The organism is Allochromatium vinosum DSM 180, assembly GCF_000025485.1.
GTDB classification, from domain to species: Bacteria; Pseudomonadota; Gammaproteobacteria; order Chromatiales; family Chromatiaceae; genus Thermochromatium; species Thermochromatium vinosum.
On sequence record NC_013851.1, the window covers coordinates 637011 to 650825 of the forward strand.

The following is a 13815-nucleotide window of genomic DNA, read 5'->3' on the forward strand; positions in this document are numbered from 1 at the left end:
TCTTCGCGGTCTAGAACGCATGGGCGCCGTGGCTGCCCAGGCTCATCAGGAATTGCAGGTAGAAGGCGTCGAAGCGCTCACGCTCGTTCTCCGCCACCAGGATATCGTTGCGCGCATACTGGGCGCGCAGTTGCGAGAACTCCGACAGGTTCCAGGTCAGATTCAGACTCCAGCGATCCGATGAGCCATAGTCGAGCTGCGCGTCTCCGCTGACCGCGTTGGTCAGGCCCACCACGTCATAGCGTACCCCGGCCGTCCAGCGCGGCGCGAAGCCATAGAGCGCCTGAGCATAGACGCCGTCGGTGGTGAAGGTGCGCCGCGAACCGATGATCTCGGGATGCGGGCTGGATTGGATGTCGAGATCCTTGATCGAACGCAGATACTCGGTCTGGAACTTGAAGTCGCCCTGACCGTGCGGGCCTGAGCCGTCGTACTTGTAGACCAGATCCACGCCCCAGAGATCGGCCTCGCCCGCCAGGGCGTTCTCGTGGACTTCGTCCTCGCCGGCATGGGTATGCGCGTGGACTTCCTGATGCTGGGTGTTGCGCGCATAGGAGACGCCGAATTGCAGCGCGTGATCCAGACCCAGGTCCGGGGCGACTTTGGCGAAGAGCGTCCAGAGTCGCGGGCCGTCCTCGGTCGCGTCCAGCCCCAGCCGCTCCTGATCCTCATCACTGAGTGTGGCGCCGAAGCGTTCTTGATCACCCTGGAGTGCCTCGACCCCGAGCAGGGTATAGACCGGAAGCTCCGGCAACCAGGTGAGCTGGACGCCCATGTCCTGGAGACCGTGCTCGCCGAGCAGGTTCAGATAGGCCAGGTTCTGATCGACGAAGTCCCAGGCATGCGGATGCTGCTTGTTGGCGTAGCCGAAGTCGCTCAGGAACTTGCCGGCCTTGACGCGCAGCCCGTGGGGCAGGGCGCGCGTCTGCAACCAGGCTTCCTCCAGATGGACATCGCCCTCGTCCATGACGGCGAGATGGGCGGCGGCGTCGAAATAGGGATCGACCGTGGCGCTGAAGGACAGTTCGGCCTCGCTGAAGTTGAAGCCGTTGTTCAGCCCGCCGTGACTGTGGCCATGATCGGCGTCCTGTGCGTGGTCGTGGTCATGATCATGCGCCAGACCGCCCGAGGGTTGCAGCGCCTGACCGACCAGCGCCGCGCCCGAGCCGTCGATGCCATCGTTGTAATAGTTGCCGTTGAGGATCACCGAGATCTGCGGATTGAAGGCTGTGCCCGAACTGAGCGTGCCCCGGAAGTCGGGGAGGCGTGGCGCGGTGGCGGCCGGTGCGGAGGCGCCCACGCTCGGAGCGCGCATCGGCTGGGAGATCGCCGGATCGGTCGCGGCTGGAGTAGCCGGTGCAGGTGCACGCGCCGACCGGCGCTCGGCCTGGGCGAGCCGATCCTCCAGATCCTGGATGCGGCGCTCGTATTGAGTGCGCATCTGTTCGAGCATGGATTTCAGCTCGGCGATTTCAGCCGCACTGGACGCCTCAACAGCGGCGGCCGGTACGGTCAGGGCCGTGGCCAGACCAGCGGCCAGGATCGATGGGCGCATGAATGGAACTCCTGCCTGGATGGATGTCGGTCGAATGGGTATGCGTAAATGTTATGAAATAACATTTTTAGAGACAACCTGATTCCTTGAAACACCCGAACGATTCACTGGCTTCCAACGGTGTGATCCTGGTTGACAGCGCCCGAATTCGGCTCTAATCTAATCAATAATAATTCTTATTTGATGGTTGTGCCCGATGGTCACGGCACGACTCCGGCTCCGCCTCCGCCCGGAACCCACCACGCCAGCCGCTCCATCCGTTCATCCGGAGCCGCCCGCCAGATGCTTGCGATCAACCTGAGCCCACGGGAGAACCAGGCTATGCAACACCTCGACGTGCGTCCGTCCGCCGATTCGCTCGTCCATCTCGGATCCGATGTCCTACGCGACCGATTGAGCGATCTCATCCGGCGCTATGCCCACCAGGCCACAGCCGATCTGGCCGAGGCGGTCGTCGCCCATATCGATGCGCTCTATCTGCGCCCGGATTTCCGGCTCGATCCGGCCGAGCAGTGCGCTTATCGACGCTTCGCCCGTCACTGGCACTGGCTCGCCGCGCGGCATGGGCAGGGTGCCGGCCGTGCCGACGTCTGTCTTCCGGCTTGAAGGCCAGCCCAATCCAGTCACGCCCGTTGTTCACATCGACGTCCGGAGTCCATCCATGTCCGCCCCGATCCTCAGCTCGACCCTCGCATTCCGTCCGCGCCAAGCCGACGCCTGGCTCGATCTCGTGCCCGAACCCTCCAGTCCACTGCGGCTGACCGGTCACTGGACCGAACTGCTCTGGGATCTCGCCTGTCTCGATCCGCTGTGGGTCGAGACCCGGCTGTCCGGAATCCGTCTGCGACAGCGGATGCAACTCCAGGCCATCCACATTGATGAGGGTATCGGCTTGGCCCGTGGCGAGAGCTTCAGGCTCCATGTCTTGCTCAACACCTGGCATGCGCTGGTGCAGCGACCCGAGTCGGTGGAGCGCCGTTTCCAGGACTTGGCGATCGAGGCGCGCGACCGCAGCGAGCTGCTGAGTCTCTCGGTCGACGCGCAGACCCATCCATTCGCGCTGCAAACCCTGATCCGTGCCTACCGGATCGAGGAGGGGCGGGTGATGCCGCTGAGTCGGCCAGATGTCCGCCAGTCCGGTCTGAGCGCGCACATGCACACCCTGGCGCGCTGGCGTGAGCAGGGGCGTCAGGATGTGGAGATCGCCGATCTGGCCGAATGCTGCGGCTGGCTGAATCTGACTCCGGCGCGTCTGCGTGCTCAGGGCCGCGCGCGGCTGGCGGCGGCGGAATTGATTCCCTGTTTCCTGGAGACGGTCGCCGATCAGTCGCTCATGACGCGGGTGACGATGGGCACGGCCGGCGCGGTACAGCGATTCGATGGCTGTTTACATACCTATCGCCAATGCGCGGATGGCTGGATCGAGCTGTCGGGTGAGGGCGTGCGCCTGCGTCTCGATCCTGAGTCGATCGATAGTGCCTGGGTGGTAGAGCGTCTCGGGTCGGATGGCCGCCGTCATCAGCTCAGGCTCTACGACGAGTCGGGGCGTGCACTGTTGCTGATGGAGGATCTGGTGCCGGCGGGTGGGGCGCCGAGTCCGATCTGGCGTCTGCTGGTCAATGCGCTGTTCTAAACCGCGACCGGCCTGCCACGACACATGATCCGGCGTGTTCAAGACGCCGTGTCACACTCACACGAGGCAATCTGTTGCACCACCGTCGGGCGCAGGACGATCGCTCACCCCATAGAAGAGCGCAAACAGCACCGGCACCACGAACAGCGTCAACACCGTCGCGAAGCCGAGTCCGAACATGATGGTCACGGCCATCGGCTTGAAGAAGACATCGGCCAGCAGCGGCAGCATGCCAAGGATGGTGGTCAGGGCGGCCATGGTCACGGGGCGCACGCGGCTGACGGCGGCCTCGACGATGGCGGGCCGCCAGTCCTCGCCTTCTTCCTCGCGCAGGCGCTTGATCTCCTCGACCAGCACGATGCCGTTCTTGAGCTGCATGCCGATGAGGCTGATGAGCGCCAGCAGAGCCATGAAGCTGAAGGGTGCACCGGTCGAGAGCAGTCCGACGGTGACGCCGATCAGCGACAGCGGCACGGTGATCCACACCACCAGTGTCTGCTTGGCCGAGCCGAACAGCAGCACGGTGAGCACGATCATGATCAGCACGCCGAGCGGGACGAAGGCGAACACGGCAACATTGGCCTCCTGCTGGGCCTCATATTCGCCGCCCCACTCCAGCGCGTAGCCGGGCGGTAGCGGTACCGCCTCGATCGCGTTGCGGACGCTGGCGTGGAGCTTCGAGGGCATGAGTCCTGGCGCCGGGTCGGCCTGCACCACCAGGGTCCGTTTACGGTCACGACGCTTGATGAGCGCGTCCTCCCAGACCAGCTCGGCACCGAGCACCAACTGCCCAACGTTCACATAGGCCTGCTTCACCGGGCTGTAGACCAGGATATCCTCCAGTTGCTCGACCCGATCGCGCTCGGTCTCGGGGGGGCGCATGACGATGGGGAGCAGCCGGCTGCCCCAACGATAGAGACCGATGCGCACGCCGTCTGTGGTCATCGCCAGTGCCTGATCCAGGTTCTGGCGGGTGATGCCGAGCCGACGCGCCTCGGCTTCGTTCAGAACGGGCTGATAGACCTTGGTCCGCTCGCGCCAGTCGTGCCGGACGTTGATGGCCCCCGGCTCGGCCTCAAGGATGGCGATGATCGCATCGGCCCGGTCACGCAGCACCTCCGGGTCCGGGCCGATCAGGCGCGCTTCCAGCTTGGCCTTGGTACTGGGGCCGATCTCGAAGCGCTGAATGCGGGTGAAGGCCTGCGGATAACCTTCCCGAAGCCGATGATCGAGGGCTTCGATCGTCGGCGCCACTGAGTCGAAGTCGTCGACCTCGACGATCAACTGGGCGTAGCTCGGATAGCTCAGCTCCGGGGCATAGGTGAGCATGAAACGCTCGGCGCCGCGGCCGATGGTGGCGGTCACATGGCGTACCGCCGGAAACGCCAGTAGCTCCGCCTCCAGCTGGGCGACATCGGCCTCCACGGCGCGGATGTCACTGCCCTGGGGCAACCAGTAGTCAACCATGAACATCGGCAGCGAGCTGGCCGGGAAGAAGGCGTTCTTGACCTGGCCAAAGCCCAGCACGGCGGCCAGCAGTGCGGCGATCATCAGGGCCATGGTTCCCCAGCGAAAACGCAGACACAGGCGCAGGATCTTGCGGTACAGTCGATAGAAGACACCGGCGTAGGGGTCCGCCGGCGCGAACACCTCGCCGTCTTTGGCCGCCGGTTGCTCGCGAAACATCAGCACGCTGAAGAACGGCGTCAGCGTGATGGCCAGTACCCAGCTCAACAGCAGCGAGATCAGCAGCACCCAGAAGAGGCTGCCCGTGAACTCGCCGCTGACGTCCGGAGAGAGTCCGATCGGCGCAAAGGCCGTGATCGCAATCAGGGTGGCGCCCAGCAGCGGCCAGCGAGTGTGGCTCACAATCCGCATGGCGGCCTCGACTCGGGTCAGGCCGCGCTTGACCCCGATCAGGATGCCCTCGGTGATGACGATGGCGTTATCGACCAGCATGCCCAGCGCGATGATCAGTGCCCCGAGCGAGATCCTGTGCAGCTCGATGCCGGTGATACCCATCAGGATGAAGGTGCCGAGGATGGTCAGCAGCAAGACGCCGCTCATCAGGATGCCGGGGCGCAGTCCCATGGTGAACAGCAGGACCGCAACCACGATGCCCACCGCCTGCGCCAGCCCCACCAGGAAGGTATCGACCGATTGCGCCACCGCCGCCGGCTGGTTGTAGATGCTGGTGATCGCGATGCCGAGCGGGCGCTCGGGTGCGAGCGCGGCGAGACGCGCCTCAATGGCCTGGCCGACCTCGACGACATTGACCCCGGCGCGAAACGAGATGCCTACGCCGAGCGCCGGCTGGCCATCGAAGCGGTACAGATGCGAGGGCGGTTCGGTATAGCCCAGGGTCACGCGCGCCACATCGCGCAGGTAGACCACCTGACCGTCCACCTGGCCCACCAGCAGATCTCGCAGCCGCGACAACCCGTCGCCGTTGTCGCTGCGCGAGCGAGCACGCACCGATTCGGTACCGACTCGGATATCCCCGGCATCCCCGACCAGATTCTGATCGCGCAGCAGAGCCTCGATATCCGACAGGCCGAAACCGGTCGCCGCAAGCTTGGCGCGATCGACCTCGATGAAGACCTGCTCCTCGCGAGTGCCGCCGACGCTGACCTTGCTCACCCCCGGCACCACGATCAGCTCGCGGCGCAGGAAGTCGACATAGTCATCCAGTTCGTCGTAGCGATAGCCGGAGCCGGTGACGGCGAGAAAGACGCCGTAGACATCGCCGAAGTCATCGATGATCTGTGGCGCCTGAACCCCTGGAGGCAACCGGCCGGTCGCATCGTTGATCTTGCGCCGCATCTCGTCCCAGATCTGCGCCAGCGCCGCCTTGCGGTAGATGCTGCGCATCTGCACCTCGATCTGCGAGTAGCCGTCGCTAGAGGTCGAGGTGATGTGATCGACATAGGGCAGTTGTTGCAGCGCCTCTTCCAGCGGCAGCGTGACCTCTTCTTCCACCTCCAGCGACGAGGCGCCGGGATAGCTGGTCAGGATCATCGCCTCTTTGATGGTGAAGGCCGGATCTTCCAGCCGCCCGAGGCCGAGGAAGGCGGACACGCCGCCGCCGATCAGCAGCAGCACCACCATCCAGGAGACGGTGCGGTTGCGCAGGGTGTATCCGGTCAGATCCATCGCGCTCAGAGCCCCCGTTCCTTGACGAAGGGACGTACCTGCATGCCTTCGCGCACGAAGCCGACACCGGCCGCGATGACCCGGTCGCCGGATTCGAGTCCTTCGGCGATCAGCACCCGGTCCCCGGCGAGGCGCGCCGGCGTAACAGCCGTACGCCGTGCCCGCATGTCCTCATCGACACGCCAGACCCAGGTCGCTCCCTCATGCTCGAACAGGGCCTCCACCGGGATGCTCAGACCAGTGCGGGCCTCGGCACGCAGAAAGCGTGTGAAGTCGAGTTCGATGCTGACCGTCATCCCCGGCAGCACCGTGAAGGCATCGATCGGGTCCAGGGTGAACACCACCGGATAGGTGCGCGTCAGCGGGTCCGGGGTGGCCTCGAACTCCTTGTGGCAGGCACGGAAGGTTTCCTCCGGATGCCTTGCGAAGTGCACGCGACCGCAGTAGTCCTGCAACGCTTTGGGATCACGGATCCGCATCAGCTGACTGACCAGCGACTCCGGCACGCTGAAATGTACCTCCAGTCGGTCGTTGTCCTGCAATTGCAGCACGGGCGAGCGCGCCTCGACCGTCTGGTGATTCTCCACGCTCACCCGCGCGATCATGCCATCGAAGGGGGCGGTGAGGCGGGTATAGGCGACCTGATCCCGGGCGGCGTTGCGCAGGGCGCGGGCCACCTCCAGCTCGGCGCGGGACTGATCCAGCTCCAGTTGACTGGCCAGATCCTTCGCCCGCAGGGTGCGGGCCTGGTCGTAACGGACCTCGGCGAGCGCGAGCTGCGCCTCACGCTCGGCCAGCACGTTCTGGTAGACCGCCGCGTCGAGCCGCGCGAGCAGGTCGCCACGACGCACCCGCAAGCCCGGCTCCGCCGGCAGCTCTACGAGCTGACCCTGGACGCGAAAGGAGAGATCAGCCTTATTGCGCGCCTCGACGGTACCGGGATAGGTGCGGATCGCGGCAATACCGCTCGGCTCCACCGGCACGATCTTGGCCGGACGCGGGGAGGGCTCGCCGGCGGGCGCTGTGCTTGGATTTGGATCACTACAGCCGCCGAGCAGCAGCGACGCGAGCAGCGGGATGAGCGGCCAGAGGAATCGCGAGCGTCGAATCGACATGGGGCGGGTCCACATGAGCATGGAAAGAGAACCGCGCACTTCAGCGCGGCGCGGACGGCGCCGCATCCACGAGTCCAGCGCGCAATAGGGTGCAGACATGCCGGGCGAGGACTTCTGGGTCATCGTGCTCCGGCCGATAGCCCGGCAGCAGAGGCCGTAGACAGGCGAGCTCGATGTGATCGAGTACCAGGGCCATCACCGAGATCGCGAGGAGATGGGCGTCCCGCCCTGGGCCCAGCTCCTGGATCAGGTCCAACATATCCTGAAACGGCGTCTGAAAGACCTGATCGGTGAGCGTGCGCAACCGCGCGTCGTCGCCGTTGAGCACCTCGCGCTGGATGAGCCGCAGCGCGTCCGGATCCTCGGTGAAGATCCGGGCCAGACACGCGACATAGCGCTCGAGCCGAGTCCAAGCCGGGGCAGCGCCGGCGATCGCCCGCGCCAGCGCCTCGGCCTTGCCCTGTAACACGTGGGCGATGCTCTCCAGGTACAGATGCTCTTTGTCCGGGAAATGGTTATAGAGCGCCGGCGCGCGAATGCCGACCGCGCCGGCGATGTCGCGCATCGAGACCTTGTCATAGCCGTTGCGTGCGAACAGCACCGCCGCAGCGGTGAGGATGTTGTGTCGAGTGTCCATGAAGTTAATTAATGTTCGTTAATGACGATTTGTCAAATCCTTTGCGCAAGGGGGCGCGCGGCAAACTGTGGCGAAGCAGGCTGGCGTGATTGACCAATGCGCTGCCAGCGAGGTGGCGTTCGTCGCGAACCGAGCCAGGCTCCCGGTTGTGTTGCCAGTCGCTCTGCCGATGCGTAGCATCCGCGCCAGCCATGTCGTTTTTAAATCAAGAGGTTTCCAGTGGCCAGTCAGGCAGTCCGCGCGTCCATCCAGGGGCAACCCTTCAATGACGTTCTCAACGAATTGCACGCCCATACTTTTTCGGGCGCGCCCGGAGAGTCCGACCCCTTCACCCTGAGCGAACTCGATCGCGAGTTCATCGCCTATGCGCTGGCGATCTACTATCAGTGCGACCACTGCCAGCAGTACCACGGTCGCGTGATCGAGCGCCTGTTCAAAGAGAGCGACGCCAAGCCCTGGGCCTGGCAGGCCGAGTTCGTCAAGATCGTGCTCTTTCTGCGCACCAGCCGCCAGAGCGTCTCGGAGGTCGAGTGGCAGGGCTGGGTCGAAGCCTGGCGCCGCTTCGCCACCCGTCTGCACTATCGGCACCCAGGCTTTGCCTGCAACATCGCCTACGCGATCGGGATCTCGCGCGCCGATGAGAATCTGATGGAGCTGGCCTTTGAGTCGCTGACCCGGCACTATCCGGACGGCGAGACGCTGCTGGGCGTCATCCGCGACATCGACCGTGTGGTGGTCTTCATGAAGGCCGCGACCTCGAAGAATCGCACCGATCCCATCGTTCGCCGCCAGCTCAAGACGTGCGGCGTTCATATCTGAAGTACGTTCGGTTCGCAAACCGCGTCGCGCCGCCTGCATCGGGCGCCGACGCGGTTCGATCGCATTCATCCGTGTTCGCGATGGGCCGTTTTCTGCTATAAGAGACACGAAAAGTTTTTTGGCTGAATTGATCGAATTCGATGGGTGAATCAGCGCGTGAGATCCTGAGCCGTATCTTCGGCTACGACCGCTTTCGCGGCGCCCAGGCCGAGATCATCGAGCACCTGATCGGCGGCGGCGACGCCCTGGTGCTGATGCCCACCGGCGGCGGCAAGTCGCTCTGCTATCAGATCCCGGCCCTGATCCGGCCCGGAACCGCGATCGTGGTCTCGCCCCTGATTGCGCTCATGCAGGATCAGGTCGAGGCGCTGCGCCAGCTCGGCGTGCGCGCGGCCTTCCTCAATTCCTCGCTCGATCTCGACGAGGCGCGCGCCGTCGAGCGCGCACTGCGCAACGGGACGCTGGATCTGCTCTATGTCGCCCCCGAGCGCCTGCTGACCGAGCGCTGTCTGTCCCTGCTGGATTCGATCGAGATCGCGCTCTTCGCCATCGACGAGGCGCACTGTGTCTCGCAGTGGGGCCACGATTTCCGGCCCGAATACATCCAGCTCGAACAATTGCACGCGCGCTGGCCCCAGGTGCCGCGCATCGCGCTCACCGCCACCGCCGACGCCCCGACCCGCAACGAGATCGTCGCCCGGCTGCGGCTGGAGTCGGCACGCCGGTTCGTCTCCAGCTTCGATCGGCCCAACATCCGCTATCGCATCGTCGAGAAGACCAACCCGCGCCGGCAACTGCTCGACTTCCTGCGTCGCGAACACCCGGAGAGCGCCGGCATCGTCTACTGTCTCTCGCGCCGCCGGGTCGAGGAGACAGCGGTCTATCTCGAATCCGAAGGGTTCAGAGCGTTGCCCTATCACGCCGGTCTGCCGTCCGAGATGCGCCGCGAGCACCAGGCCCGCTTCCTGCGCGAGGACGGGTTGATCATGGTCGCCACCATCGCCTTCGGCATGGGCATCGACAAGCCGGACGTGCGCTTCGTCGCCCATCTGGATCTGCCCAAGAGTCTGGAGTCCTACTATCAGGAGACCGGGCGCGCCGGACGTGACGGTCTGCCGGCCGATGCCTGGATGGCCTATGGCCTGAGCGATCTGGTGACATTGCGCCGTCTGATCGAGGAATCCGAGGCCGAGGAGCGCTTCAAGCGCATCGAGCTGCACAAGCTCGACGCCATGCTCGGGCTGTGCGAGACGACCAACTGTCGGCGCCAGGTGCTGCTGAACTATTTCGGCGAGCCGCTGGAACAACCCTGCGGCAACTGCGACACCTGTCTGGAGCCGGTCGAGACCTGGGACGGCACCGAGGCGGCGCGCAAGGCGCTGTCCTGTATCTATCGCACCGGACAGCGCTTCGGTAGCGCCTATCTGGCCGACGTGCTGCTCGGTAAGTCCAATGAACGCATTCGCCGCTTCGGCCACGACCGGGTCAGCACCTTCGGCATCGGCCAGAGCGTCGACGGGCGTCCGATGACGGCCGATCAGTGGCGCTCTGTCTATCGTCAGCTGGTGGCCGCCGGGCTGGTCTCGGTGGACGTCGAGGGGCATGGCTCGCTGCGGCTGACCGAGGCCAGTCGCCCGCTGTTGCGCGGCGAGTGCGGAATCCAACTGAGGCGCGATCCGGAACGCAAGCGTACCGGCGATCGAACACGGGCGCCCCGTGCCGCCGCGCCGAGCGATCCCGAGGCCGCCGATCTCTGGCAGGCTCTGCGCGCACACCGCTTCGCGCTGGCTCAGGAGCAGGACGTGCCGGCCTATATCATCTTCAACGATGCGACGCTGCGCGCGATGCTGGAACAGCGACCACGCACGCTGATCGAGATGGGGCGTCTGCCCGGCGTCGGCGAGACCAAGCTGGCGCGGTTCGGGGAGGGCTTTCTGCGTGTGATCGCCGAACATGCGGCTCGTCAGGGCGGGCCGTCGGCGTCGCAAGCGACGGGGGAGTGAGACTGAAGCAGGAGCCGCGAGGGCCGGTTCGCCCTCGCCGCCGTCGTCGCGGGATGCTCAGACTCTACGCGCGTCCATCATGCGCTCGATGATGGGCTGGAGGATGATCTCCATCGCAAAGCCCATCTTGCCGCCCGGCACCACCATGGAATTGCGGCGCGACATGAAGGAGTCATGGATCATGGAGAGCAGATAGGGGAAGTCGATCTGGAGCTTCTTCGGATCCTTGAAACGGATGATGACGAAGCTCTCGTCCGGCGTCGGGATGTCGCGGGCGATGAACGGGTTGGAGGTGTCGACCGTGGGCACGCGCTGGAAGTTGATGTCGGTCAGCGAGAACTGCGGCGTGATGTAGCGGATGTAGTCCGGCATCCGGCGCATGATGGTGTCGACGATGGCCTCGGCCGAATAGCCGCGCTCGAGGTTGTCGCGGTGGATCTTCTGGATCCATTCCAGGTTGACGATCGGCACCACGCCGACGCCCAGGTCGACGTGCTGCGCGACATTGCTGTCCTCGGTGACGACCAGGCCGTGCAGACCTTCGTAGAAGAGCAGATCGGTGCCGGCCGGCAGATCCTCCCAGGGCGTGAACTCGCCGGGATTGAGCGAAGTACCGAGCCGGGCGTTGAGCTGGCGGGCTTCCTCGTCGCTATGGATGTAGTAACGCTTCTTGCCGCAGCCGGTCTCGCCGTATTCGCGGAAGAGTTCTTCGAGCAGGTCGAAGCGGTTGGCTACCGGGCCGAAGTGACTGAGGCTCTCGCCGCGCTTGGCAAAGGCCGCCATCTCGGCCTTCATGGTGGCTCGGTCGTAGCTGTGGAAGCTGTCGCCCTCGATCACCGCCGCGCTGATGTTGTCGCGATGGAAGATGTGCTCGAAGGCGCGCTTGACGGTCGTGGTACCGGCGCCGGACGAGCCGGTGACGGCGACGATCGGATGCTTCTTGGACATGAATTTCTCTCCCCGTTCTCTTTCGTTATTTGGATGCTTGAAGCGGTGTATCCGCCTTGGATTTCAGCGGTCAAGAGGTTTGACATGATTCGCTAATATATCACGAACATTGACGTTCGCTCGCTGTATGCGATGGCCCCGGAGGGCTGAGATATGGCGGGACTCGAATGGGATCTGGGCCGGAGGTCGCGCGTTTCTCAGCCGCGACTCGGCTTGCCCGCCTTGGCTCGATACATGGCCGCGTCGGCGTCCTTGAGCAGACGTGACGGGGTGCTGTCAGGGGTGATATGGACCAGCCCCAGGCTACAGCCGATCCGCAACTGTTGGCCTTGGATGGTCATGGGCTGACTCAGGGTCTCGTCGAGGCGCCGGGCGACCGACTCGGGTTCGAAGCCGGGTTCGAGCCGATCGAGCAGAACGGCGAATTCGTCGCCGCCGAGCCGTCCCAGATGGTCCTGCTCACGCACCACCCGACGCAGACGCTCGGCGACGATCCGCAGCACGGCGTCGCCCGCATCATGGCCATAGTGATCATTGATCGGCTTGAAGCCGTCCAGATCCAGGTAGAGCAGAGCGCCGTTGTTCGCGGGATGGCGTGTCCGGTCGAAGTGCTGGGTCAGGAGTTCCATGAAGCGGCGGCGGTTGTTGAGCCCCGTCAGTGCATCCGTGTTGGCCAGTGTCGCCAGCTCGCGCTCGGAGCGCAGACGGGCCTGGATCGCGCGTTGCAGGGAGGCGGCCGTTTCGTTGAAGGCCAGGGTCAGTCGTGACAGCTCGCCCCAACCCTGTTCCGGGATGCGGGTGTGGTAGTCGCCCTGGCTCAGGCGGTACATGCCGTTCGTGATCGCATGGATGGGGTTTGCGATGACGTGGGCGAGGATCACCGCCGCGCCCAGTGCCAGCAGGATCAGGCTGAAGGTGATATAGACCAGCAGCATGATATGTTTTCGTGCGCTCCGGGTGATCTTGTCCGGACTGGTGTGGACCAGGAGGCGGAAACAATCGAGCGCGAGCGCGCGCAGGGTGTAGATGAGCGATCCGTGGGTTGCAGTCGATGGCACGATGGACGTGCGTGCCGGATCCGCGTCTTGTGCCAGATTTCGGAGCAGATCGTTCAGTGGATCAGAGGCGGCCGTCTCCGGATTCCACACCCCGGCCCGTGCGCTCCAGGCGAATGTTTCCGGCGTGCCGCTACAGAGCAGCAACACGGTTTCCCCCCCCGGATATTGATTGTCGAAGTCCTCCAGCAACGCCAGGATGTTCTCCATCCGGACCAGCAGGTGCACGCTGCCGATGACGGATTCGTTCAGAACGAGCGGGCCGTTCAGCCAGATCTCGGGTTTTTGGGTCTCGAAGCGTCGAAACAGGATCGGGGCGGGGGCCTGGCGTGGAAGGCCGGCCATGTCGATCGCGTTTGCCAGCGTGCCGTCGCGGGTGGCCTGGGTGAGGGTTCGCCCCGATGGGTCGCGAATCCAGATTCCGCGCAGATCCGGAGTCGATCCGACGGCATCGGCGAGGCTGCGTGCGATGAGTTCCAGGTGTTTGGGGTCGCCGTCGCGAGCATAGGCCGCCAGACTCAGGCGCATCTGGGTGCGGCTCGACACCAGTCGGGTCAGATCCTCCAGTCGGCGCAGTTCGAGATTGATCCGGCGCTGCTGGACATCGGCGATCAGATTCAATGTCTGGTGCGTCAGCTCCAGAGCCTCCGCTTGGATCTGATGGCGCTCGGCCCAGTAGAGCGTCAGCAATGGCAGCAGCGCGACTGTCAACAGAACCAGGGCCAGATGCGCGCGCAGACCGAACCGACGCCGGATCGGCCCTGGGCGACCGCTGTCGGGCCCGGCGGGAGACGCATGGGCGTGATCGGACTCTGGGGGCAAGTCGGTGTCGTCCTAGACGCTTGAGTTCATCCAAGGATATACCGAAATTTCCGGTGGGCCGTGACCGTTCGTCGT

10 protein-coding genes are annotated in these 13815 nt (G+C 64.7%); 4 read left to right on the top strand and 6 right to left on the bottom strand.

Going from position 1 to position 13815, the window contains the following annotated elements; translation table 11 throughout:
* Positions 1-10: 10 nt before the first annotated feature.
* Positions 11-1555, bottom strand: coding sequence for a TonB-dependent receptor (locus ALVIN_RS02750; protein ID WP_012969780.1), 1545 nt, complete (start codon positions 1553-1555; stop codon positions 11-13).
* Positions 1556-1876: 321 nt separating this feature from the next.
* Here ALVIN_RS02750 and ALVIN_RS02755 point away from each other — a divergent pair, with 321 nt between their 5' ends.
* On the top strand, positions 1877-2161 hold the full coding sequence (locus tag ALVIN_RS02755) for a hypothetical protein (RefSeq protein ID WP_012969781.1): 285 nt from the start codon (positions 1877-1879) through the stop codon (positions 2159-2161).
* A 55-nt stretch (positions 2162-2216) separates the two neighbouring features.
* A complete protein-coding gene (locus ALVIN_RS02760) occupies positions 2217-3188 on the top strand; it encodes a ChuX/HutX family heme-like substrate-binding protein (RefSeq protein ID WP_012969782.1) in 972 nt (323 codons plus the stop codon).
* Positions 3189-3245: 57 nt separating this feature from the next.
* Here the strand turns inward: ALVIN_RS02760 and ALVIN_RS02765 are convergent, their stop codons facing one another.
* Genes ALVIN_RS02765 through ALVIN_RS02775 form a run of 3 tightly spaced genes read right to left on the bottom strand, consistent with a single transcriptional unit; the run spans position 3246 to position 8093 of the window.
* On the bottom strand, positions 3246-6341 hold the full coding sequence (locus ALVIN_RS02765) for an efflux RND transporter permease subunit (protein ID WP_012969783.1): 3096 nt from the start codon (positions 6339-6341) through the stop codon (positions 3246-3248).
* A 5-nt stretch (positions 6342-6346) separates the two neighbouring features.
* Positions 6347-7456: an efflux RND transporter periplasmic adaptor subunit gene (locus tag ALVIN_RS02770; protein ID WP_012969784.1), complete on the bottom strand. Its 1110-nt coding sequence runs from the start codon at positions 7454-7456 to the stop codon at positions 6347-6349.
* A gap of 40 nt (positions 7457-7496) precedes the next feature.
* Positions 7497-8093: a TetR/AcrR family transcriptional regulator gene (locus ALVIN_RS02775; RefSeq protein ID WP_012969785.1), complete on the bottom strand. Its 597-nt coding sequence runs from the start codon at positions 8091-8093 to the stop codon at positions 7497-7499.
* Between the two features lie 219 nt (positions 8094-8312).
* Here ALVIN_RS02775 and ALVIN_RS02780 point away from each other — a divergent pair, with 219 nt between their 5' ends.
* Complete coding sequence (locus ALVIN_RS02780) at positions 8313-8912, top strand: hypothetical protein (protein WP_012969786.1); 600 nt, start codon at positions 8313-8315, stop codon at positions 8910-8912.
* A gap of 140 nt (positions 8913-9052) precedes the next feature.
* Complete coding sequence (recQ, locus tag ALVIN_RS02785; protein ID WP_012969787.1) at positions 9053-10915, top strand: DNA helicase RecQ; 1863 nt, start codon at positions 9053-9055, stop codon at positions 10913-10915.
* A gap of 57 nt (positions 10916-10972) precedes the next feature.
* On the opposite strand, the gene ALVIN_RS02790 is transcribed toward recQ, so the two are convergent.
* Complete coding sequence (locus ALVIN_RS02790; protein WP_012969788.1) at positions 10973-11863, bottom strand: phosphoribulokinase; 891 nt, start codon at positions 11861-11863, stop codon at positions 10973-10975.
* A 197-nt stretch (positions 11864-12060) separates the two neighbouring features.
* Positions 12061-13740: a diguanylate cyclase domain-containing protein gene (locus ALVIN_RS16450; RefSeq protein WP_012969789.1), complete on the bottom strand. Its 1680-nt coding sequence runs from the start codon at positions 13738-13740 to the stop codon at positions 12061-12063.
* Between the last annotated feature and the right edge of the window lie 75 nt (positions 13741-13815).